Here is a 22,484-nt window from a genome sequence, read left to right as displayed (position 1 = left end):
TGGCAACGTTCCCCAACTGGACCCCGGCCTCCGCCGGGGAGGGGCTTGCCTAGAGGGTGCAAGTGTCGAGTCGCCCAATGTCCCGCCGCAAACCCAACCTCGCACTAGCGGTTCGCCTCCGGCGTCCCTATTCCATCACCCATGAACCTCACCGCCCTAGACATCGTCGTCCTGATCGCCGTCGCCGGGTCTGCGGTACTCGGGCTGATCCGCGGGTTCGTCACCGAAGTGCTGTCGATGTTCGCCTGGGTCGCGATGGTGGCGATGCTCAAGCTGTTTCACATCCCGCTCGCCGCCGCGCTGACGCCGATGATCGGCACGGTCAGCGGCGCCGCGGTGCTCGCCTTCGCGATCATCACCGGGGTCACCTATATCGGCGGCCGCCTGGTCGCCAACGCGATCGGCGCGCGGACGCGGACCTCGATCCTCGGCCCCGTCGACCGCGCGCTCGGTTTCGGCTTCGGCGCTCTGAAAGGCCTGATCCTCGCCAGCCTCGTGTTCCTGCTCGCGACCCTCGTCATCGACACGATGAGCGGTGGAGCCTCGCGCCGGCCCGAATGGATGACCAAGTCGCGCACCTATCCGCTGCTCAACGCGACCAGCGCCAGCATCGCCGATTTCGTCGATCGCCGTCGTCGCGGCCAGCCGGTGTTCGGCGCGCACACGCCGACGCCTCCCAAATCCGATACCGCAAGCGAGCCGAAACCATGAGCGCGCCCCTCTACAACGCCGAGATCCTGCGCCTCGCCGCCTCGATCCCGCATCACGAACGCCTGTCCGAGCCAATGGCGACCGCCGAACGCCGCTCGCCGATCTGCGGCAGTCGCGTGACGATCGACGTCGCCGTCGACGATGCAGGCAAGGTCAGCGAAGTTGGCCTGCTGGTCCGCGCCTGTGCGCTGGGCCAGGCATCTTCGTCGCTGCTGGCGTCGAACATCCTCGGCCGCACGCCCGCCGAACTCGCCGCGGCGCGCGATGCGTTGACGGCCTGGCTTGCGCGCGAAGGCGATGCACCCGATTGGCCGGGGATGGATATCTTCACCCCCGCGCTCGACTATACCGCGCGTCACCCGTCGATCCGGCTCGCGTTCGAAGCCGCGGCCGAGGCTGCCGATGCCGCTGCAAAGGCGAAAGTCTGATGGCGGAGGGAACGTCGCCGTCGCTGCTGCGGGACGGCGTCGTATTGCTCGGCTTCGGGCTGATGTTCGTGCTGCTGTTCCGGCGGCTCGGGCTCGGCGCGACGCTGGGGTATCTGGTCGCGGGTGCGGTCGTCGGGCCACACGTGCTCGGCCTGGTCGGCGATGCGGAATCGAAGCTCGGGTTCGCCGAACTCGGCATCACGCTGCTCCTGTTCATCGTCGGGCTCGAACTCAATCCGTCGCGATTGTGGCGGATGAAGGAGGAGATATTCGGGCTCGGCGCGTTGCAGGTCGTGATCTGCGGGCTCGCGATCACCGCGATCGTCTGGGTCGGCGCGAAGTTCTCGCTCCCGGCAGCGCTCGCACTAGGTCTCCCGCTCGCGCTCTCGTCGACTGCGCAGGTGCTGCCGATGCTGCGCTCGTCCGGTCGGATGCGGACCCCGTTCGGCGAACGCGCCTTCTCGATCCTGCTGTTCCAGGACCTCTCGATCGTGCCGCTGATCACGATCGTCGCCGCGATGAGCCGCAACCCTGCCGACGCGCATGCACCTCCCGGCTGGCTGCTCGCGATCTACACGGTGCTCGCGGTCGTCGGGCTCGTGATCGCCGGACGGTTCCTCCTGCGGCCGTTCTTTCGCCTGATCGGCAATCTCGGCGAGCGCGAGATGTTCGTGTTCGCCGGCCTGTTCACCGTCATCGCCAGCGCCGCGATCATGGAATGGCTCGGGCTTTCCACTGCGCTGGGCGCGTTCATCGCCGGCGTGATGCTGGCGGACAGCCCGTATCGGCATGAACTGGAGGCCGACGTCGAGCCGTTCCGCTCGATCCTGCTCGGCCTCTTCTTCCTCGCGGTCGGCATGGTGCTCGATCTGAACGCGATCGCCGAGCGCCCGTTGTTCGTGATGGCGATGGCGGCGGCGCTGATTTTGACCAAGACCGGCGTCATCATGGCGATCGGCATGGCGTTCAAGATGACCTGGCGCCAGGCATTCGCGCTCGGCCTGTTGCTCAGCCAGGGCGGCGAGTTCGGCTTCGTCCTGTTCGCGCAGGCGCAGGCCGGGCTGCTGATCGAACCGCAGGCGGCCAGCCTGTTCGGCGCGATCATCACGCTGTCGATGGCGACCACGCCGTTCCTGATGGGCATTACCACGCGCTTCCGCACCGAGCCGATCGCCGCGAACCAGGAGCGCGATGGGCCGAAGGTCGATGGCGCCAACGCGATCATCGTCGGTTATGGTCGCTTCGGCCAGACGGTCGGCCAGATGCTGCTCGCGCAGGATATCCCGGTCACGTTGATCGACACGGATATCGAGATGATCGACATCGCCAGCGAATTCGGCGCGAAGGTCTATTACGGCGACGGCACGCGGCTGGACCTGTTGCGGCAAGCGGGTGCTGCCGAGGCGGAGCTGATCTGCTTTTGCATGGACGGCGATCAGCTCGAGCCGGACACGATCGAGGGCGTGCATGAGGCGTTCCCGAACGCGGCCATCTATGTCCGGGCATTCGACCGCCGGGCGCTGGTCAAGCTGAAGAACACGTCGGCGAACGCGGTCGTCCGCGAGGTGCTCGAATCGGCGGTGAAGATGGCACGGCTGGCGCTGAAGGGCCTGGGTATCGCGACCGCCGACATCGACCGTGCCGAGGAAATGTACCGCGCGCGCGACAAGGAACGGTTGCAGTTCCAGATCGCGTCCGGGGACATCCGCGCCGCCCGCACCGAGACCGCGCAACGCTTTCCCTGGGGGAACGACCCGCAATGATTATCGCCATTCTCGCGGCACTGTCAGGCGCGATCGCGGTCGCGGCGGGAGCGATGGGCTCCCACTGGGCAAGCGACGCCGCGCGCGAATTGTTAAAAACCGGCAGCCACTATCAGCTCATCCACGCGGTCGCCGCGCTGGTTGCGCTGAAGATGGACGCGCGTGGTGCGGCTTGGTTGTTCGTTATCGGAGGAGCGCTCTTCGCCGGGTCGCTGTATGGTCTTGCGGCCGGTGGCGGGCGATGGCTCGGACCGATCACGCCGATCGGCGGCGCGCTGCTGATCGGTGGCTGGTTATGGCTGGCCTGGAGTGCAGCGCGGACCTGACCAGCGAACGGCAGCTCGCTCTTACGATCCTCCCCCGCCAGGGGGAGGTGTCACCGCAGGTGACGGAGGGGGAGGAACGCGCAACGGTGGTTATCGCTTGCCTCCCCCTCCGTCTGGCAAGTGCCAGCCACCTCCCCCTAGCGGGGGAGGATCAAAGAACTACCGCTTCTTCCGACACGCGTCGGAGCAGTAGATCACGCTGTCCCAATCCCGCGCCCACTTCTTGCGCCACGTAAACGGCCGCTCGCAAGCCGGACACATTTTGGTCGGCAGGTTCTGCTTGGCGACACCGTTCGGCATCAGCGTGGCTGCGCGTCGAGGAACGCCTCGACGTCGGCTAGGTCCACGGACTTGTCGAGATACGTCTGCCCGATCCCCCGCGCGAGCAGGAACGGCAGGGTTCCCGCCGCCATCTTCTTGTCGTGCCGCATGTGATCCACCAGCCGTGCCCCGCTCGCGCCGACGCCTGCGGCCGCCAGACCGTCCGGAAGCTCTGCATCACGCCAATGTGCGGCGACTCGCTCGGCGTCCTGCCCTGAGCAAATCCCCTGCGCGGCCGAAAATCCGAACGCGAGCGAACAGCCTGCCGCCACGCCTTCACCGTGAATCAGTGCCTGCGAGAACCCGGTCTCGGCCTCCAGCGCATGTCCGAACGTGTGCCCGAGGTTGAGCAACGCCCGGATCCCGTTCGTCTCATGCTCGTCCGCCGCAACGATCCGAGCCTTGGCCGAAACACTGTGCGCGATCGCGTACTCACGCAGCGCCAGATCGCCCGCCAGCAGCGCGGCGCCATTGGCCTCGCACCATTCGAAGAACGCGAAATCGTCGATCAGCCCGTATTTCACGACCTCGGCATAGCCGGCGCGCAACTCGCGAATCGGCAGCGTGTCGAGCACCTGCGGATCGATCAGCACCATCGCCGGCTGGTGAAACGCACCGATCAGGTTCTTGCCGGCCTTCGTGTTGATCGCGGTCTTGCCGCCGACCGAGCTGTCGACCTGCGCGAGCAGGCTCGTCGGAATCTGCACGAACTGGCAGCCGCGCTTCAGGATCGAGCATGCGAACCCGACCAGATCGCCGATCACGCCACCACCCAGCGCCACGACATGATCGCCGCGTTCGACCCCTAATCCGAGCAGCCGGTCGCACAGCATCTCCAGCGTCGCCCAGCTCTTGCTGCCTTCGCCCGGCGTCAGGACGATAGCCTCGGAGGCGATCCCCGCCGCAATTAACGAAGCCTGCACGGTCGCCATATGTACGCTTAAATTCTCGTCTGTGACGATCGCCACGCGCCGGCCCTTCGCGAGCGGCGCGAGAAACTCGCCAGCGCGTGCGAGAATGCCCGCCTCAATATGGATCGGATAGGTCCGCGCACCCAGTTCGACGGTAACGGTCTTCATCGGCCAAGCGCTCTCAGGATAGCGGCGACGGTCGCTTCGTGCGGCGTCTTGTTGCTGACAATATGGATATGCGCCTGCGCGTAGATCGGGTTGCGGACGCGCGCCAGTTCGGCGAGCACCTTGCCCGGATCGCGGTTACGCAACAGCGGCCGCGTATCGCGCCGCCCGACCCGCTCGACCAGGATGTCGGGATGCGCGCTGAGCCACACCGACACCGCGTCGCGCAGGATCAGTGCGCGCGTGTCGTCGTTGATGAACGCACCACCACCGGTCGCGATGATCTTCGGCGTGCCATCGATCAGCCGGGCGATGACGCGGCGCTCGCCGTCGCGGAAATAGTCCTCGCCGTATTTGGCGAATATCTCGGCCACGGTCATCCCCGAGGCCGCCTCGATCTCGTGATCGGCATCGACGAACGGCAGGTTCATGCGCACCGCCAGGCGGCGGCCGACGGTGGTCTTGCCGACGCCCATCAGCCCGACAAGCACGATCGGCCGATCGATCGGGGAGGGGCGGGGGCCACCCGAGGCGGGGTTGTGGCTTTGCAACATCGTAAGGGGCGCTATACAGCGGCACCGCGCGAGGGCAAAAGCCTTGGCGCGTGTTGTTTTATTGCAAGGTTACGCCGCCATGTCCCGTTTCATCGTCTCGGTCGTCGTCGTTCTGGTCGTGGTGGTCGGCGGCCTGTTCCTGCTGGCAGGGCGTGCGACCGAGCGTCCGCAAAGCCACGTCGAAAAGGCCGTGACGCTTGCGAACCTCTCTTAAGGCGACGCTGACGGCGGCGGTTGCCGTCGGCGCTCTGGTGGTCACCGGGGCGATCGCGCTGGCGCCGGCAATCGGACAAGATCGCCCCGAATCGATTTTGCCGCCCGGGTTCGGTGAGCCGACGCCGGCTCCAGCACCGCGGCCGGCACAGCCGGGTCGTCCGACCGGCCCGTCGCAGCCGTCGGGCGCGGTGCCCGCGCCTGCGTCGCCGGTGGCGCCACCGGCGTCGGGCCAGCCGGGCGCGATGGTTCAGCCGCTGCCGCCGACGACGGTGGATGCGGCACCGGCCACGACGGCCGTCACTGCGCCGCCGGCCATCGATCCGGCGACGACGGCGCAGTACGAGATGCCGGATTTTGCGCGGCGCTCGCTGGCCAGCGTCGGCCCCGTCACGTCGGGTAACGGTGGTTTCGACACCGCTGCATTCGGCGATGCCGACGGGCAATATGTCGAGACGTTGATGCGCCGCCTCAGCGCGCCGCTCCCGTCGCGCTGGCTGTCGATCCTGCTGCGCCGCGCGCTGGTCTCCCGCGTCGATACGCCGAGACGAACCAACGGCGCGGACTTTGCCGCCGAACGTAGCTGGCTGCTGCTGCGCATGGGGGAATCGAACGCCGCGCGCGCGGTCGCGCAGAGCGTCGATACCAACAACTACACGCCCAAGCTTTTCCAGGTCGCGATGAACGCGGCGCTTGCGGCTGGCGATCCGGCCGGACTGTGTCCGCTGGTCTCCGGCGCGATGCGCTACGCGCCGTCACGCGGCTGGACGATGGCACAAGCGATGTGCGCCGGACTTTCCGGCAATCCCGCGCAGGCCGGGCCGCTGATCGCGACCGCCAAACGCCGGGGCGTGGCCAGTGGCATCGACATGCTGCTGGCCCAAAAAGTCGTCGGCGCCGGCGCCCAGGGACGCCAGGCCGTCACGATCGAATGGAACGGTGTCGACCAGTTGACCGCATGGCGATTCGGCCTCGCTATGGCGACCGGCGTCACGGTGCCGGACGAACTCTATGCGACGGCCGGCCCGCAGGTCAGATACTGGCAGGCGCTGTCGCCTTCGGTTGCGCTGGGTAATCGGCTCGTGCCCGCGGAAGCCGCTGCGGGGCAGGGTGTTCTGTCCAATGCAGCGCTCGTGGATATCTACGCCGCGGCGGCGAACGACGACGACGTGCAGAGCGCTGCCAGCGCCACCGCGACCGATCTCCAGACCGCGTATGTCGACCGCAACCCCGACGCACGCCTGACCGCGATGCGCCAGCTTTGGGGGGGCGCCAACGCGCGGCCCACCTATGCCCGGCTGGTGCTCACGGCGCGCGCGGCGGCGCGCATGAATCCGGCGCTTGGCAAGGCGGATGCGGATCACCTGGTCGCGTCGATGCTGTCGGCAGGAATGGATCGGACCGCCGCGCGGTGGCTGGGAACGGTCCCGGTCGGCAGCGATGCCTGGGCAATGATCATGCTCAGCGACCCCGACACTTATCGTCGACTGAGCTATGGTGACCTTGCGTCCTACACGGGCGGCGAGGGCGATTCGGCACTCAAGCAACGCATGCTGTTCGCGGGCCTGGCCGGGCTGGGCCGGCTGAGCCAGGGCGACATCGAACGCGCGGCACAATCGCTCAACGTCCGGATCGGTGCGGAGAACGCCTGGACCCGCGCACTGGACCGGGCGGCGCGCGACGGGCAGCCGGGCACTGTCGTGTTGCTCGCCGCGATCGGCATGCAGGCTGCGAGCTGGAAGGATATTCCGCCCGAGGCCTTGTACCGAATCGTCGGCGCACTCCGCGGCGTCGGCCTTGATGGCGAAGCGCGAATGATCGCTGCCGAGGCGATCGCGAGAGCGTGAACCTATCGAGCGCAAGCGCATGAGTCTGGCCGGCGACCGCGCGCTGATCGACCGTTTCCTGGAAATGATGGCAGCGGAGGCGGGCGCGGCGCCGAACACGATCGCCGCGTACCGCAGCGACCTGTCGCTCGCCTCGCAAGCTCTCGACGGCAATCTGGTCGAGGCGGATGCGGCGGCGATCGAGACGCTTGCCGGGGGCTGGTCTTCGCTTTCCCGCTCGACGGTCGGCCGGAAGTCGGCCTCGCTGCGGCGTTTCTACGCGTTCCTCGCCGATGAAGGTCACCGTCCCGACGACCCCGGCAAGGCGCTGCCCCGCCCCGGCACCGCACGCCCGCTGCCGAAGGTCTTGAGCCATGCCGACGTCGACCGCCTCTTCGCCGCGGTTGCCGAGCGCGAGGAGCGAGACCCGCTCGACCCGAACGACCTGCGCTTGTCGGCCTTGTTCGAGCTTCTCTACGGCTCGGGCCTGCGCGCGACCGAACTGGTCAGCCTGCCGCGTAACGCGGTCCATCCCGACCGCCCCTTCCTGATCCTGCGGGGCAAGGGTGGCCGCGAGCGGCTCGTCCCGATATCCGATCGCGCGCGCGCAGCGGTCGCGGTCTGGCGGATGCACGTTCCCGCCGACCGCGCCTGGCTGTTTCCCTCCGGCAAGGGGCATCTTTCGCGTATCCGGCTGTATCAGGTCGTGAAGGCGCTTGCCGCAGATGCCGGCATTTCCCCCGATCGGGTCAGTCCCCACGTCCTCCGCCACGCCTTCGCCACGCATCTGCTCGCCGGGGGCGCGGACCTGCGTGCGCTCCAGTCGATGCTCGGCCACGCCGATATCGCCACCACCGAAATCTACACGCACGTCGATGCGAGCCGGCTCGTGGAGCTCGTCAATGCGCGCCATCCGCTTGCCGACATGCCCGTTGATCGTCGCCAAGTTGACCTCGCGCCGCGCGAGCCGTAACCGCCGCCTATGCCAAGCTTCCTCGACTTCGAGAAACCGATCGCCGAACTCCAGGGCCGGATCGACGAACTCCGCGATACCGCCGCCGAAGGCAGCGTCGATCTCGCCACCGACATTGCCCGCCTTCAGGCTAAATCCGACAAGCTGCTGAAGGACACGTTCGCGCGTCTGACACCGTGGCAGAAGACGCAGGTCGCACGCCATCCCGAGCGCCCGCACTTCAAGGACTATGTCGCAACGCTGTTCGACGAGTTCGTGCCGCTCGCCGGCGACCGTGCCTTCGGCGACGACCAGGCGATCATCGGCGGCTTTGCCAGCTTCCGTGGCCGCAAGGTCATGGTGCTCGGTCACGAAAAGGGCGACGATACGGCCAGCCGCCTCCGTCACAATTTCGGCATGGGCAAACCCGAGGGATACCGAAAGGCGATCCGCCTCGTCGAACTCGCCGACCGATTCGGCCTGCCAGTCCTGACGCTGGTCGATACCTCGGGTGCGTTTCCGGGCATCCAGGCCGAAGAGCGCGGACAGGCGGAAGCGATCGCGCGTTCGACCGAAGCGTGCCTGAACGCGGGCGTTCCGATCGTTGCCGCGATCGTCGGCGAGGGCGGCTCGGGCGGAGCAGTCGCGCTTGCTGCAGGCAACCGCGTCCTGATGTTCGAGCATGCGATCTATTCGGTGATCAGTCCGGAGGGCTGCGCTTCGATCCTCTGGCGGACCGCCGACAAGGCGCCGGAGGCCGCCGAGGCGATGCGTATCACGGCGCAGGATCTGAAGGCGTTCGGCGTCATCGACGACATCGTTGCCGAACCGCTCGGCGGTGCGCACCGGGATCGCCCGACCGCGATCGCGTCGCTAGGCGATGCGCTGGCATCCGCGCTCGTGGACCTATCAGTGCTTTCGCCTGCCGAGTTGCGGAAGGACCGGCAGGCCAAGTTCCTGAAGATGGGGCGGCTCTGATCGGTTCTGCTGTGCGATAAGCAGCAAAAAGGCGGCGGAACCGAAGTTCCGCCGCCCCGATCGATCCGAGGATCGTTCGACCTATTAACCGGCTGCCGTGTTCAGCTTGCCCGAGACGTTGTTGAACGTCTTGTTGAGGCTCGTGCCCAGGCCCTGCATCGCGGCGATTGCGGCAACGGCGATCAGCGCGGCGATCAGGCCGTACTCGATGGCGGTCGCGCCCTTGCTGTTCTTGAAAAACTTGCGGATCGTCTTCATTCCGGTCTCCATCGTTGCGATTGGTTCAGTGTCACCCGGCTGGACCGGACGGACCGGATCAGCAATTCAAGGGATACAAGTGGTGGGTTGAGAAAGGTTTAAGGCCCGGACGGTTTCTTTTACGGGTCAGTGAGCGGCAGCAACCTTCGTATCGACCGTGTTCCACATGGCCGTGGTCGAGCCAGCGAGTGTGGTAAGGCCGACGATCATCGCGATCACGACGAAGGCGATGATCAACCCGTATTCGATTGCGGTGGCGCCACGAAGGTCGCGCAACGCTCGCGCAATCGTTCGGGTGACGATCGTCGTCGCGGAAAGTATCGGCCTCATGGTTCTTAACCTATGCGTGGGGAAATTAAGGAATGACCAACGATCTGTCCGGTTCGATTCCGGTACTCCCGCAACCGGTGATCGCGCCGACGCTGATTTTGCCGGTCGTCGCGGCCGCGTTGGTCGACCTCGAGGGGCGGGTGTTGCTACAGCAGCGTCCGGAGGGAAAATCGCTCGCCGGCCTGTGGGAGTTTCCCGGCGGTAAGGTCGAGCCCGGCGAGACCCCGGAGGCGGCGTTGATCCGCGAGCTCGAGGAAGAGCTGGCGATAGCGGTCCCGCACGCCTGCCTAGCGCCCGCTGCCTTCGCCAGTGCGCCGCTCGGTGACCGGCATCTCCTGCTCTTGCTTTACATAACGCGGAAGTGGAGCGGCGTGCCTCGCGCCCTGGAAGCGGCCGCACTTCGGTGGGTCAAGCCGGTCGACATGCACGTCCTGCCGATGCCGCCCGCGGACCGTCCGCTGATCGGTCTGCTCGACGCCCTGATCTGACGTCTGTTTGCTTCAGCGAACTGGCCGTTCGACGCAGCAAGCGGTAATCTTGTGCGCGGCCTCACCATTTTGCGGCCGATCCGGCGTTCCGTCGGTTGATACGCAGGTATGCCGGCCTGCCGTTTAACCTTTGGCTCGTCACCAAGGCGGGTCGGCATACTTGATGTTCCAATCGGGGCCCGTACCGCATCTACGGGCATGAAGGGTGCAGCGGCTATGTTCCGAACACCGCAGCCGCCAGCGGGACCGCGGCTCGCTCGCGTTATCTCTTTTTTCGAGCCGCTTCCGCATGGCGGCGCAGGCGCATCGACGATCCCAGGTACGTGTTTTAAAGAAACCTACGTATCGTCACGACACGTTCCGCGGCTTATTGGACCGCGTTGACACGCTGCTGGCCGTCCAAATACCGTGCGTTCGACGAGTCCTCGATCGAAGAGGATGGAGGCCCGACCAGGCCTCAAGTAACGTAGACCTTACAATAGCTTAGCCTGTCTAACTTGCTCGGAAACGTCGACGAATATCCCTGCTGTCCCGCGTACGGTGGCTAACCGTTCGCCGTGGTTATCTACGACCGCTTTCGCCCACACCCGGACGTAATAGTCTTCGCTTGGCAATCCCGATTGCGGACGCTCGTTAAGGGCCTACGATGAGGAAGAGCTAGAGAACGGGAACGGCAAAATGATTGGCTTGTCTGCGGTTGCGGTAGCTACGATAGCTGCGTGTCCGGTGGATCACGCACAGTATATCTTGCGCCATAATCCTGACGTGACGGCTTACTTCCGCCCGGTGGATAGCGGTCCAGAGTGGCCGAGCGGCATTGCGCTAGCAATACATCATGAGAAGTCAGGCAAGACCTTTTGGTGGTTGCCATGGAACGGAGGCACGGATGGCCTCCAAAATGTAGCGTCTACCGAAGACGTTACCGACAAAGGTTGGCATGCGCCAAGTCCGGATGGGGGACCTCGTCCATACGGGAACCGGCAATATCTAGGAGCCGACGTCGCGTATGATATTATAGATCATGTTCCGAAACGGGGAGAACCTGCACCGGCGCATATGCTTTTTCCAGATTCTGCGGGATCCGGGGATAAAGCCTTTCTCGCCAAAGAGTTCTTCGATTTCGTTGGCTGCCTGAAAGACGGTAGCTGAATGACCGTTCTGGCCGATCGTTGGCCGTAACCGGACAGACTGCAATCCTTCCCATTTCAGACATTCAAGCCGACCAACGGCCGACGAAATTTGGGATGAGACCTAGTTAGACAACGCTAAGTGACTGAAATTGCGGTTAGACAATTTGGAGGCCCGACCGGGAATCGAACCCGGGTGCGAGGATTTGCAGTCCTCTACGTCACCACTCCGCCATCGGGCCCCGATTGCGTGAAGGCGGCGCAAATGCTTCGTTTTTCGGCTGCGGTCAACCGGGACTTGCAGCCTGTCGTCGAATAATTCTGGCCGGGGATGCGGGAGCGTCCGATCGCGCGCGGTTCATGGATATCGAGACTCGCCGCGGATCGGATCTTTGCCTAAGCCTGTGCAAACGCAGTGTAGCGGCTTGGGGGCGGGTCGATTGAAGACGGAAATGGTTGAGGGCGGGACGAATACGGCAGGGGTAGACGACGAGGTGTTCGCGATGCCGGCCGGAATGGCGATCCGGTATGATCGTCCCGCTGTGGCACTCGCGGATTACATTACCGGCTACCATGTCTACCGGTCGGACGGCGCGGGCGACGCCGGCGGGGCGGGGCAGGTCGACTGGTTCCTGCCGGCAACGGCGAACGTCCGGATAGCGCTCGATGCCGGTCCGATCTCGGTGACGATCGGCCGCCGGACCTACGATCCCTTGCCGATCGCCAGTCTGTTCGGGCCGACCAGCCAGGCGCTGAAGGCGACGACGCATGGTGGCGTGATGATCGGCTTCGGCATCAGCGCGCTGGGTTGGGCGCGGTTGATCCGGCGGCCTGCGGGCGACTTCCGCAATCGTATCGTCCCGCTGGAGGACGTGCTCGGCCACAAATTCACCCGCGACCTCGTCGGTGCGTTGCGCGCCGCGCCGGACGACTCCGCGATCGCGCCGATCCTCGATACGATGCTGGCCGCGCGGCTCGGTCCGCCGCATGGCGACGCTCCGAAGATACGCCAGTTGATGGAGATCCTCGCCGCCGACGGGCCGCCCGACATCGTCTCGGTCGCCGGCCGCCTGGATATCGCGACGCATGGGCTGAGGCGGCTTTCGGTCCGTCATTTCGGATTCCCGCCCAAGATGCTTCTGATGCGCGCGCGTTTCCTTCGCTCGTTCGTGCAGTTGATGGCGGCTGGCGACGATGCGGAATACGCCGCGATCGACGGCAGCTATTTCGACGCGTCGCATTTCCTGCGGGATGCAGGGACGTTCCTGGGGACGACGCCGCGGCGTTTCATGGCGCTGGCGAAGCCCTTTCTGGAGGCCAGCCTGCGCGCACGCCACGCTGTGTTGGGATCGCCGACTCAGGTGTTGCATGACATCGAGACGGCCCCGGCCGGCGATCCGCGGCGCGGGCACGCAAGCGCTGCTTCACCGAAGCGGGTCATTTCCCACGACGATTCCGCGATAGGATGCTAGGAACGCCGACAGAGGTGTTGCCGGGAATATTCACGTGCACCCTCGGCGCCCCGTTCGCGGCATTTCGGTGTCACACGGGCGGGCGGGGCGTCTTCCAGCCGCAACTGGCGGTGAAATCCGATCAACCGGTGCTTGGCGTGGCTGCAGCCGCACGATATCAGGTCGATACAGAACTAGTGTATTGCGCAGCTAAAACAGTTGTGCGACAGGATGGGCCATGACGACGACAATTCTCGATACCGCCGCATTCGATGACGGCATTCTGGATACCGCTTCGCATGGCGCGATCGCGGCTCCGACGACCGCGTTCGACACGATGCGTCATGCGATGGTGGCAAGCCAGTTGCGCACCAACGCCGTGAACGACCAGCGAGTCGTTGCCGCCATGGCGCGGGTGCCGCGGGAAGAGTTCCTGCCGGCGGGCGTTCGCGCGATTGCATACCGCGATGCCGCCATCCCGCTCGGTGGGGGCCGATACATCAACCTGCCGATGGCGACCGGACGCCTGCTGACCGAAGCGTATCTGACGGCGACCGACCGCGTTCTGCTCGTCGGGGCCGCGACCGGCTATACCGCCGCGGTACTCGCGGAAATCGTCGGTTCGGTGGTTGCGGTCGAGAGTGACCCGGCCTTGCTGGCGGTCGCACGGACCGCGCTGGCCGGTATCGGCAACGTCGAACTCGTTGACGCCCCGCTGCAGGAGGGCGCGCCGGCGAGCGCGCCGTATGACGTGCTGATCGTCGACGGCGCCATCGCAACCGTGCCCGACGCCTTGGTCGCCCAGGTCCGCGCCGACGGACGGGTCGTTGCCGGGCTTGCCGAGCGAGGCCTGACCCGACTGGCATCGGGGCGAAAGACCGCCGGCGGCTTCTCGCTAGCGGCGTTCGTCGATGTCGAATGCGTCACGCTGCCCGGCTTCGAAGCCGACCAACCCTTCCGGTTCTGAGCCGCGCCATGTCACGCACCACCCACTCCCGCCGTCTGCTTCTGGGTGTTGCGCTGATGTATAGCGCTGCACCAGTGCAGGCTGAGACGCTCCGCGAAGCGCTGGTCAAGGCCTACACGACCAATCCGACGATCACCGGCGAGCGCGCTGCGTTGCGCGCGACGGATGAGAACGTACCGATTGCGCGCGCGTCGGGGCTGCCGTCGGTCAATGCAACGGGAAGTTATACCGAGAACGTCCTGGTCGCCTCGAACAATTTCGCCTCCCCGGCCCGCCAGGCGCAGGGCGGTGCGAACGTCACCGTGCCGATCTATACGGGCGGGCTGGTCCGCAACTCGGTCGCGGCGGCCAAGACCCGCGTCGAAGGTGGGCGGGCAGCGTTGCGCGGCACCGAATCGGACCTGTTCACCTCGGTCGTCGGCGCGTACATGGACGTCATCCGGGACGAGGCGATTGCGGGGCTCAACACCCAGAACGTCCGGGTTCTCGACGTCAACCTGCAGGCCAGTCGCGATCGGTTCCAGGTCGGCGACCTGACCCGAACCGATGTCGCGCAGTCCGAGGCGCGTCTGGCGCTGGCCCGTGCCCAGCTGCAATCGGCACAGGCCCAGCTCATATCGAGCCGGGAAAGCTATATCCGGCTCGTCGGCACACCGGCGGGCACGCTCGAGACCCCGCCGACATTGCCGCATCTGCCGGCCAGCCCGCAGATCGCGGTCAGCGTGGCGCTCGACAACAACCCGTTCCTGCTCGCCGCCGCCAAGGAAAGCGACGCGACCCGCTACGACGTCGGCGTCGCGCGCTCCAATCGCCTGCCCCGCCTCAGCGCGGTCGGCGGCGGCAGCTATTACAATTACCTCGGCTCGACCGGCTTCGGTTCGGGTATCCAGTCCTCGGGTACCGCGGCGCAGGGCGGACTATCGCTCAGCGTGCCGTTGTTCCAGGGTGGACGCCCGGCGGCGCAGGTTCGTCAGGCCGAAGCGCTGCAGGGCCGCGCGATCGAGAACGTCACCGCGACCGAGCGCAACGTCATCGCCCAGGCGCGTTCCGCCTACGCGGTCTGGCGCTCGTCGGAGCAGGTGATCCAGTCCTCGGAAACGGCGGTCAACGCCAACAAGCTGAGCCTCGAGGGCGTCCGTGCGGAGAACAGCGTCGGGACGCGCACCATTCTCGACATCCTGAATGCCGAACAGGAATTGCTCAACAGCCAGGTGACGCTCGTCACGGCGCGGCGCGATGCCTATGTCGCGGGCTTCGCACTGCTGGCGGCGATGGGCCAGGCCGAGGCGCGCGATCTGGGGCTCGATGGCGGCGTGCTGTACGATCCGGTCGCCAATTACGATCGCGTGCATCACAAGATCTGGGATTTCGACAGCGACGGCGAACCCGCGGCGATCGCCACGCGCACCGCGCAATCGCCGGCACAGGACGCATCCGTCGCAGTCCAGCGCGATCCGTTGCTCGATACGCCGGTTGACAGGAACCCGGCATTGACGACAGGAAAGGACGCGCCGAGCCGCCAATAGGGGCGATGCGGCCATGGGGTTTGGGATGGTCCGGATGGGGGATATCAGCGCGGAGCCGTCGATGGAGGAGATCCTCTCGTCGATCAAACGCATCATCGCCGAGGAAGGCGACACCCCGGGTCGTCCGCGACGTCCTGCGCGGTCGACGCCCGCGCCGGTCGAGCATGACGCCGCCTATATGGACGGCGACCTCGACGATGACGAAATCCTCGAACTTAGCGATCCGATGCCAATGGTCGACCGTACCCCGCGCGCGCCGAAATCCCCGGTGCTGACGTCCGTCGACGCGCCTGCCGACCCGCGTCCCGCGCCCTCAGACCCGCGTCATGCCGCTTCCGAGCAGCGCTACGCCGCTGCCCCCCAGGCGCCGAAACCGCAACCCGTCGCCGAAGAGGCAGTCGAGCCGATCGTTTCGCGTCAGACCGCCGCTGCAACGCGTGCGCCGCTCGAAGCGTTGACGCGGATGATGGTAAAACCCGATGCAAGCAGCGACGGCACGCTGGAAGGCCTGGTCCGCGAAATGCTCCGCCCGATGCTGCGCGAGTGGATCGACGCGAACCTGCCTGGCATGGTCGAGGACATGGTCTCGCGCGAGATCGCCAAGATCATGAACCAGCAGCCCTAAGTCCCGCGGTTTCGCATACGGTTCGCGGGCACGGACGCGAGGCTGGTTTCCTCGCGTCGCGCTCGCTAAGGCTCTGCGCATGAGCGAGCTTCCCAAAACCTTCGACCCGGCCTCCATCGAATCGCGCTGGTATGCGCATTGGGAGGCAAGCGGCCAGTTCCGCCCCGACCGCCCGAACGCCGAGCCGTGGACGATCGTCAACCCGCCGCCCAACGTGACGGGCTCGTTGCATATCGGCCACGCGCTCGACAACACGCTGCAGGACATTCTGACGCGCCACGCGCGGCTGAAGGGCAAGGACGCGTTGTGGGTGGTCGGCACCGATCACGCCGGCATCGCGACGCAGATGGTCGTCGAGCGCCAGATGGGCGCGCTGACCCCGCCGCAGAAGCGCACCGACCTCACGCGCGAGGAGTTCGTCGCGAAGGTCTGGGCGTGGAAGGAAGAGAGCGGCGGCGAGATCACGCAGCAGCTCCGCCGGCTCGGCTGCTCGATGGACTGGGCGAACGAGCGCTTCACGATGGACGAGGGCTTCTCGAAGGCCGTCCTCAAGGTGTTCGTCGACCTCCACAAGCAGGGGCTGCTGTACCGCGACAAGCGTCTCGTGAACTGGGATCCCGGCCTCGGCACGGCGATCAGCGACCTCGAGGTCGAGACGCGCGAGATCAAGGGCAGCTTCTGGCACCTGCGCTATCCGCTCGAAGACGGGTCGGGCTTCATCGAGGTCGCGACCACGCGGCCAGAGACGATGCTGGCCGATATGGCGGTCGCGGTGAATGCGTCGGACGCGCGTTACACCGCGCTGATCGGCAAGCAGGTCAAGCTGCCGATCACCGGTCGGCTGATCCCGATCATCGCCGACGACCATGCCGATCCGGAACTCGGGTCGGGCGCGGTTAAGATCACGCCGGGCCACGACTTCAACGATTTCGAGGTCGGCAAGCGGGCAGGGATGGCCGCGGGGTCGATGCTCAACATGCTCGATGCGAAAGCGCGCGTCGTGCAGGTCTCGGACGGGCTGATCCCGGTCGAACTGCTCGGGCTGACGACCGCGGAGGCACGAAAGGCCGTGGTCGCGCGTCTCAAGGACGAAGGGTTCCTGATCGCGCACGTCGACAAGGACGGCGAAGAGCACGACGCCGAACCGCGCACGATCCAGACGCCGTATGGCGACCGCTCGGGCGTGGTGATCGAGCCGTGGCTGACCGATCAATGGTATGTCGACGCGAAGACGCTCGCCCAACCAGCGATCGAGGCGGTGCGCACGGGTGCGATCGATATCGTCCCGAAGACCTGGGAGAAGACGTTCTTCAACTGGATGGACAACATCCAGCCCTGGTGCGTGTCGCGCCAGCTGTGGTGGGGGCACCAGATCCCGGCGTGGTTCGGACCGGACGGTACGCCGTACGTGGCGGAGGCCGAGGCCGAAGCCCAGGCTCTGGCCGGCGAGGGCGTGAGCCTTACGCGCGATCCCGACGTGCTCGATACCTGGTTCTCCAGCGCGCTCTGGCCCTTCGCCACGCTCGGCTGGCCAGAGGAGGGTGCCGTTCCCTCTCCCCTCCGGGGAGAGGGCCAGGGTAAGGGGCAGCCAAGCAGCGCAGCGCCCGGTACGCCCCCTCACCCCGACCCTCTCCCCGGAGGGGAGAGGGAGCAGAAGCAGTTGGGCGGTCGCTACCCGAACGACGTGCTGATCTCCGGTTTCGACATCCTGTTCTTCTGGAACGCGCGGATGATGATGCAGGGGCTGCACTTCATGAAGGACGTGCCGTTTCGCACGCTCTACCTCCACGGCCTGGTCCGTGCAGCCGACGGCGCGAAGATGTCGAAGTCGAAGGGCAACGTCGTCAACCCGCTCGGCCTGATCGACACATACGGCGCCGACGCATTGCGCTTCTTCATGGCGGCGATGGAGAGCCAGGGCCGCGACATCAAGATGGATGAGAAGCGCGTCGAGGGCTATCGCAACTTCGCGACCAAGCTGTGGAACGCAGCGCGGTTCGCGCAGGCCAACGGCATCGTCGCCAGCACCAATCTGGAGGCACCGCGCGCGGACCTCGCCGTCAATAAATGGATCATCGCCGAGACGATCGCGACCGTCCAGACGGTCGACCTCGCGCTCGCCGACTACCGCTTCGACGGCGCCGCCAACGCGATCTACCAGTTCGCGTGGAGCCGCTTCTGCGACTGGTATCTCGAGCTCATCAAGCCGCAGATGGTCGGCGACGAGCGCGGCCAGATCGACGACGAATCGAAGGCCGTCGCCGGCTGGGTGCTCGATCAGATCCTGGTCCTGCTCCACCCGTTCATGCCGTTCATCACCGAAGAGCTGTGGCACGCGATGGCAGACCCGGCTCACCCGCGGACACACGACCTGATCGTCGCGCTGTGGCCGATGGCCGACGCGCGGTCGCTCGATCCGGAGGCGAGCAAGGAAGTCGACTGGCTGATCCGCCTGGTTCAGGAGATCCGCACCGCGCGTAACGAGCTGAACGTGCCCCCCGGCGCGCGCCTGCCGCTCCACGTCCGCGACGCGAATACCGCGACGCTGGCGCGCCTGGAACGCCAGGCCCCGGCGCTCGCGCGTCTCGCCCGCGTGACGCTTGCGAATGGTGAAGCGGCCGGCGGCGCTGCGCAGGTCGTGGTCGACGAGGCAACCTTCGTCCTGCCGCTCGAAGGCGTCATCGATCTCGATGCCGAGCGCGCCCGCCTGACCAAATCGATCGCGGCGGCCGAAAAGGAGCGCGACGCACTCGCCGGTCGCCTGTCGAACGCGAGCTTCGTCGAACGCGCCAAGCCCGAAGCGGTGGAGAAGGCCAAGGCCGACCACGCGGACAAGGCTGCCGAAGCCGCACGGTTGCACGCGGCGCTCGGACGGCTGGGCTGAACGACGAGGGTCGCCGGTGCCGGTCCTCCTCGCAAAGGGAGGACCGGCGCCTGGTTAGACCCTCATCGCCCGGTTAGTCGACGACCACCGGTATTCCCGACAGCGCCTTGGCGGTCCGGATCGTCAGCGACGTCTTGACGCTTGCCACGTTGGGCGCGGGCGTCAGGTGCGTCGTCAGGATCTCCTGGAAACTTTTCAGGTCCGGCGCGACGATCTTCAGGATGAAGTCGATCTCGCCGTTGAGCATGTGGCACTCGCGGATTTCCGGAATGTTCGCGATGTGATGCTCGAAGGCTGCCAGATCGTGCTCGGCCTGGCTGCGCAACGATACCATCGCGAACACCGTGATCGGAAAGCCCAACTGGCTGGCGTCGAGATCGGCGTGGTAGCCGCGGATCGCGCCGGCTTCCTCGAGCGCACGCACGCGGCGCAGGCAGGGCGGTGCGGTAAGCCCCACCTGGTCGGCCAGGTCGACATTGGTCATCCGACCGTCGGCCTGCAGCAGCGACAGGATCTGACGATCGATCCGGTCAAAACTCATTTCACGCAACTCCCGATGAACGCCGCAAAGCAAGCGAATGATTCCCCATAGCGATAAGATTGTTGCGGCGAAACGCAATTGTCCCACATTGCGACGAACCTTTTGGGTCCGAAATGCGCTGTTCCTTCCCCGAGTTCGCGCCGTTAAGGAATCGGTACGGAGAGCATGATAGGTTCCATCCTATCCGGGGAATGATGTGCGGTTCGACGATAGCCTTAAGACGATCCTCGCCGCCGACATGGCCACCAGTTTCGGCGCGCAGTCCGCGTGGCGTCAACTGGTCGACCTGATGGGCAGGGGCAGGGCGGCGGTCGACGAACCGGCGATCGCGCGCCTGCGTCTGTTGCGACAGGCCGTACCGGTCCAGGTTCGTGCCGCCAGCGCCCGCGCGCTCGCCTTTGCCCAGCCGGACGCCCGCCTCGTCGGTTTCTTTGCCGAGGACGACCTGGCAATCGCGGCGCCCGTACTGCGGACGGCGACGCTCGATGCCGATGACTGGCTCGCGCTGCTGCCACGTCTCGCGCCGGCCAGCCGCTCCGTCCTGCGCCACCGTCGCGACTTGCCGCCGGCAGTCCAGCGCGGGCTGCAGAGCTTCGGTCCGATCGACTTCATCCTGCCTACGCCGGACATTCCGCTCGAACCTGCGGTATCAGAGGATCTGGCGCAGCGAGCTCTGGCCGTCGAACACCCTATCGAGTCGGATCGCGGACCCGTCGCTTCGGCGGCGCCAACGCAGGCACCGGATCCGGTACCTGCGACCGAAACGCCAGTCGTCTCTGCGCTCGCATCCCCACCAGTACCGGTTTCGGTCGCGGCGCCCGTGTTGGACGCGCCGCTCAGCGAGACGCCTTTTCTCGCCCTGGGCGTGGTTGCCCGTGGCCTGCCGTTCGTTGCCGAGGCGCTGCGCCATGCCGAACTGGCCGCCGCCGCCCCGCCCGTTCCTGCGCCGCCATCCTCCGCGGACGCGACGCGGTTCGAGATTTCCGACCTCGTCGCGCGGATCGAGGCGTTCAATCGCGATCGCACGGTCGAGGACGCGGTACCGGCCGCGACTCCCGCCGAAACCGAAGGCTTTCGCTATGAGACGGATGCGCAGGGGACGATCCGCATGGTCGACGGCGTCGCGCGCGCCGCGCTGATCGGCGTGTCGCTCGCTTATGCCGCCAAGCAGGGCGAAGTGCAGCTCGACGGGGTCGCCGCGGGTGCTTTCCGGCGCCGCTCGCGGTTCAGCGACGCGCGGCTCGAGGTCGGCGGCCTGTCCGATGCGTTCGGATCGTGGCGCGTCTCCGGTGTCCCGGTGTTCGATCACGACTCGGGACGATTTACCGGATTTCGCGGGATTGCGCGTCGTCCCCGCCGCGATGAGACCGCGGAGCTTCAGCATACGGTGTCTTCGCCCGTATCGGATGCGCTGCGCCAGCTCGTCCACGAACTGCGCACGCCGACCAATGCGATCGCCGGTTTTGCCGAACTGATCGAGACCCAGCTGCTCGGGCCGGTCTCGCCGACCTACCGCGAGCGTGCGACGACGATCCGCACGCAGGCCGGCGATCTGCTCGCTGCCATCGACGATCTCGACACCGCAGCGCGGATCGAAGGCCGTGCGCTCGATCTGCGTGCGACGACCGTGCCCGTCGGTCCCTTGCTCGACCGGGTGACGCGCGATCTGCAGCCGCTGGCAACGCTGCGTGGCGCGACGCTGCTGATCGCCATGCCGGACGGCGACTGCGAGATACTCGGCGACGATCGCGCGGTGGAACGCCTCGTCGGTCGCCTGCTGGCGGCGCTCGTATCGGCGGGTCGTCAGGGGGAGCAGATCGGGATCGTCGCACGCCCCGCCGGCAGCACTATCTCGATCGAGTTCGACCGTCCCGCCGCGCTTGCCGCGCATACCGCCGACATTCTGCTGAGCATAGACGTCGAACAGGACAACCACTCCGACGGCGCGCCGCTCCTCGGGACCGGGTTCGCGCTCCGGCTTGCGCAGAACCTCGCGGTCGAGTTGGGCGGCATGCTCGGTATCGGCCCGGAGCGGCTGACGCTGCAACTCCCGGCGGTAGAAGATCGCGCGGTGGAGCGGGTTGCCGACGAACAACGGTGAGCGCGTATACCCCGTCCCGGCCGACCGACGCGGAGCGCGTCGTCTGGCCCGACCCGTTCGGGACGCGGTTTACCGTCTTCGTCGATGTCGAGGAGGAGTTCGACTGGCGTGCGCCGCTGGATCGGCGTAACCGCGCGACGACCGCGATGGCCGCGTTTCCTGCTGCGCATGGTCGGTTCGCCGAGCGCGGCGTCGCCCTGACCTGCCTGATCGACCATCCGATCGCGACCGACCCGGCCTCGGTCGCCATCCTGTCGCGCGTGCTGGAGGACGGTCGATCGGAAATCGGTACGCAGTTGCACGCCTGGGTCAGCCCGCCGTTCGACGAGGAGGTTACGGCGGCGTCGAGCTATCCGGGTAACCTCCCGCGTTCGCTGGAGGCTGCCAAGCTCGAAATGCTCACGGCGTCGATCGCAGAGGCGTTCGGCACCCGGCCGCGTGCCTATCGTGCGGGGCGATACGGCATCGGCCCTCACAGTTTCGCGGTGTTGGCCGAGCTGGGGTACCGCATCGATAGCTCGATCCGCCCCGGCTATGACTACCGCGCCGACGGCGGCCCCGACTTCACGATGGCGGACGCGCGGGCGTACCGCGTCGGCGGCATCGTCGAGCTGCCGTTGACGACGATCTTCACCGGTTGCGCGCGGCGGGGCGGAGCCGGCCTGTATCGTGCGCTGGGCCGCGTGCCGAAGGGCAGGGGCGCGTTCGCGCGCGCCGGGCTTCTGTCCAGGATAGCACTCACGCCGGAGGACATGCCGATCGAGGCCGCGCTAGAGGCCGTGGCGGTCGCGGATGGCGAAGGCCTCCGGTTGCTGAACCTGTCGTTCCATTCGCCGTCCTTAGCGCCCGGCCATACCCCGTACGTACGCGATGCAGCCGACCTGAAGCGCTTCCACGCCTGGTGGACGACCATGCTCGACGCGCTCGATCGGCGCGGCATACGCAATGCGTCGCTTGACGAGATCATCACGGCGCTTGCCTGAACGGTGTCGATAGGCGCGTCCCGGGCATTCCCGGTGACGCAAGCGAACATTCGCG

General features: G+C 66.5%; 22 protein-coding genes and 1 tRNA gene. 16 read left to right on the top strand and 7 right to left on the bottom strand.

Annotated elements, in window-relative coordinates; all coding sequences use genetic code 11:
• The first annotated feature begins 141 nt into the window (after positions 1-141).
• Genes SJY41_RS09645 through SJY41_RS09630 form a run of 4 tightly spaced genes read left to right on the top strand, consistent with a single transcriptional unit; the run spans position 142 to position 3,228 of the window.
• Complete coding sequence (locus SJY41_RS09645) at positions 142-711, top strand: CvpA family protein (protein ID WP_380781196.1); 570 nt, start codon at positions 142-144, stop codon at positions 709-711.
• Positions 708-1,139 carry an iron-sulfur cluster assembly scaffold protein gene (locus SJY41_RS09640; RefSeq protein WP_380781193.1) on the top strand — a complete coding sequence of 144 codons (432 nt, stop codon included), beginning with the start codon at positions 708-710 and terminating at the stop codon, positions 1,137-1,139. Before SJY41_RS09645 ends, SJY41_RS09640 begins: the two co-directional genes overlap by 4 nt.
• Entirely contained in the window at positions 1,139-2,902 is a 1,764-nt protein-coding gene (locus tag SJY41_RS09635) for a cation:proton antiporter (protein ID WP_380781190.1), read from the top strand. The genes SJY41_RS09640 and SJY41_RS09635 overlap by 1 nt, the downstream gene beginning before the upstream one ends.
• A complete protein-coding gene (locus SJY41_RS09630) occupies positions 2,899-3,228 on the top strand; it encodes a DUF423 domain-containing protein (protein ID WP_380781187.1) in 330 nt (109 codons plus the stop codon). Before SJY41_RS09635 ends, SJY41_RS09630 begins: the two co-directional genes overlap by 4 nt.
• A gap of 159 nt (positions 3,229-3,387) precedes the next feature.
• Here SJY41_RS09630 and SJY41_RS09625 read toward each other — a convergent pair whose 3' ends face one another.
• The 3 genes from SJY41_RS09625 to SJY41_RS09615 are packed head-to-tail and all read right to left on the bottom strand — an operon-like array spanning position 3,388 to position 5,179.
• Positions 3,388-3,528 carry a DUF2256 domain-containing protein gene (locus SJY41_RS09625; protein WP_121904050.1) on the bottom strand — a complete coding sequence of 47 codons (141 nt, stop codon included), beginning with the start codon at positions 3,526-3,528 and terminating at the stop codon, positions 3,388-3,390.
• Complete coding sequence (aroB, locus tag SJY41_RS09620) at positions 3,528-4,628, bottom strand: 3-dehydroquinate synthase (protein ID WP_380781185.1); 1,101 nt, start codon at positions 4,626-4,628, stop codon at positions 3,528-3,530. Before aroB ends, SJY41_RS09625 begins: the two co-directional genes overlap by 1 nt.
• The gene (locus tag SJY41_RS09615; RefSeq protein ID WP_380781182.1) at positions 4,625-5,179 is read right to left on the bottom strand and encodes a shikimate kinase; all 555 of its coding nucleotides are present in this window, start codon (positions 5,177-5,179) and stop codon (positions 4,625-4,627) included. Before SJY41_RS09615 ends, aroB begins: the two co-directional genes overlap by 4 nt.
• A 79-nt stretch (positions 5,180-5,258) precedes the next feature.
• On the opposite strand from SJY41_RS09615, the gene SJY41_RS09610 reads away from it, so the two are divergent.
• The 4 genes from SJY41_RS09610 to SJY41_RS09595 all read left to right on the top strand — a co-directional run bounded on the left by SJY41_RS09610 (position 5,259) and on the right by SJY41_RS09595 (position 9,148).
• The gene (locus SJY41_RS09610) at positions 5,259-5,393 is read left to right on the top strand and encodes a hypothetical protein (RefSeq protein ID WP_258191373.1); all 135 of its coding nucleotides are present in this window, start codon (positions 5,259-5,261) and stop codon (positions 5,391-5,393) included.
• Between the two features lie 244 nt (positions 5,394-5,637).
• The gene (locus SJY41_RS09605) at positions 5,638-7,239 is read left to right on the top strand and encodes a hypothetical protein (RefSeq protein WP_380781179.1); all 1,602 of its coding nucleotides are present in this window, start codon (positions 5,638-5,640) and stop codon (positions 7,237-7,239) included.
• 19 nt (positions 7,240-7,258) lie between these two features.
• Positions 7,259-8,191, top strand: a complete 933-nt coding sequence (locus SJY41_RS09600; protein ID WP_380781177.1) for a tyrosine-type recombinase/integrase — start codon at positions 7,259-7,261, stop codon at positions 8,189-8,191.
• A 9-nt stretch (positions 8,192-8,200) separates the two neighbouring features.
• Positions 8,201-9,148: an acetyl-CoA carboxylase carboxyltransferase subunit alpha gene (locus SJY41_RS09595; protein ID WP_380781175.1), complete on the top strand. Its 948-nt coding sequence runs from the start codon at positions 8,201-8,203 to the stop codon at positions 9,146-9,148.
• Positions 9,149-9,232: 84 nt separating this feature from the next.
• Here SJY41_RS09595 and SJY41_RS09590 read toward each other — a convergent pair whose 3' ends face one another.
• Together SJY41_RS09590 and SJY41_RS09585 are read right to left on the bottom strand one after the other, a co-directional pair.
• Positions 9,233-9,406, bottom strand: a complete 174-nt coding sequence (locus SJY41_RS09590; RefSeq protein WP_380781173.1) for a Flp family type IVb pilin — start codon at positions 9,404-9,406, stop codon at positions 9,233-9,235.
• A 126-nt stretch (positions 9,407-9,532) separates the two neighbouring features.
• A complete protein-coding gene (locus SJY41_RS09585) occupies positions 9,533-9,736 on the bottom strand; it encodes a Flp family type IVb pilin (protein ID WP_380781171.1) in 204 nt (67 codons plus the stop codon).
• A gap of 32 nt (positions 9,737-9,768) precedes the next feature.
• Here SJY41_RS09585 and SJY41_RS09580 point away from each other — a divergent pair, with 32 nt between their 5' ends.
• The gene (locus tag SJY41_RS09580; protein ID WP_380781169.1) at positions 9,769-10,224 is read left to right on the top strand and encodes a (deoxy)nucleoside triphosphate pyrophosphohydrolase; all 456 of its coding nucleotides are present in this window, start codon (positions 9,769-9,771) and stop codon (positions 10,222-10,224) included.
• 1,295 nt (positions 10,225-11,519) lie between these two features.
• Here SJY41_RS09580 and SJY41_RS09575 read toward each other — a convergent pair.
• Positions 11,520-11,593: transfer RNA gene (locus tag SJY41_RS09575), tRNA-Cys, on the bottom strand.
• Positions 11,594-11,791: 198 nt separating this feature from the next.
• Here SJY41_RS09575 and SJY41_RS09570 point away from each other — a divergent pair.
• The 5 genes from SJY41_RS09570 to SJY41_RS09550 all read left to right on the top strand — a co-directional run bounded on the left by SJY41_RS09570 (position 11,792) and on the right by SJY41_RS09550 (position 18,804).
• Positions 11,792-12,823: a hypothetical protein gene (locus SJY41_RS09570; RefSeq protein ID WP_380781167.1), complete on the top strand. Its 1,032-nt coding sequence runs from the start codon at positions 11,792-11,794 to the stop codon at positions 12,821-12,823.
• 316 nt (positions 12,824-13,139) lie between these two features.
• Positions 13,140-13,769: a protein-L-isoaspartate O-methyltransferase gene (locus SJY41_RS09565; RefSeq protein WP_380784099.1), complete on the top strand. Its 630-nt coding sequence runs from the start codon at positions 13,140-13,142 to the stop codon at positions 13,767-13,769.
• 8 nt (positions 13,770-13,777) lie between these two features.
• Positions 13,778-15,295: a TolC family outer membrane protein gene (locus SJY41_RS09560; RefSeq protein WP_380781166.1), complete on the top strand. Its 1,518-nt coding sequence runs from the start codon at positions 13,778-13,780 to the stop codon at positions 15,293-15,295.
• 34 nt (positions 15,296-15,329) lie between these two features.
• Complete coding sequence (locus tag SJY41_RS09555; protein ID WP_380781163.1) at positions 15,330-15,920, top strand: DUF2497 domain-containing protein; 591 nt, start codon at positions 15,330-15,332, stop codon at positions 15,918-15,920.
• 79 nt (positions 15,921-15,999) lie between these two features.
• Positions 16,000-18,804 carry a valine--tRNA ligase gene (locus SJY41_RS09550; protein ID WP_380781161.1) on the top strand — a complete coding sequence of 935 codons (2,805 nt, stop codon included), beginning with the start codon at positions 16,000-16,002 and terminating at the stop codon, positions 18,802-18,804.
• Positions 18,805-18,877: 73 nt separating this feature from the next.
• Here the strand turns inward: SJY41_RS09550 and SJY41_RS09545 are convergent, their stop codons facing one another.
• Positions 18,878-19,345, bottom strand: a complete 468-nt coding sequence (locus tag SJY41_RS09545) for an Lrp/AsnC family transcriptional regulator (RefSeq protein WP_380781158.1) — start codon at positions 19,343-19,345, stop codon at positions 18,878-18,880.
• A 196-nt stretch (positions 19,346-19,541) separates the two neighbouring features.
• On the opposite strand from SJY41_RS09545, the gene SJY41_RS09540 reads away from it, so the two are divergent.
• On the top strand, positions 19,542-21,446 hold the full coding sequence (locus tag SJY41_RS09540) for a histidine kinase dimerization/phospho-acceptor domain-containing protein (RefSeq protein WP_380781156.1): 1,905 nt from the start codon (positions 19,542-19,544) through the stop codon (positions 21,444-21,446).
• Positions 21,443-22,429 (top strand): polysaccharide deacetylase family protein, encoded by a 987-nt coding sequence (locus SJY41_RS09535; RefSeq protein ID WP_380781154.1) that lies wholly within the window; start codon positions 21,443-21,445, stop codon positions 22,427-22,429. The genes SJY41_RS09540 and SJY41_RS09535 overlap by 4 nt, the downstream gene beginning before the upstream one ends.
• The last annotated feature ends 55 nt before the right edge of the window (positions 22,430-22,484 follow it).

This window comes from Sphingomonas sp. R86520 (assembly GCF_042466285.1).
Taxonomy (GTDB): Bacteria; Pseudomonadota; Alphaproteobacteria; order Sphingomonadales; family Sphingomonadaceae; genus Sphingomonas.
The sequence above is the reverse complement of the archived record's forward strand: the minus strand, read 5'-3'. Positions and strand labels throughout refer to the sequence as shown.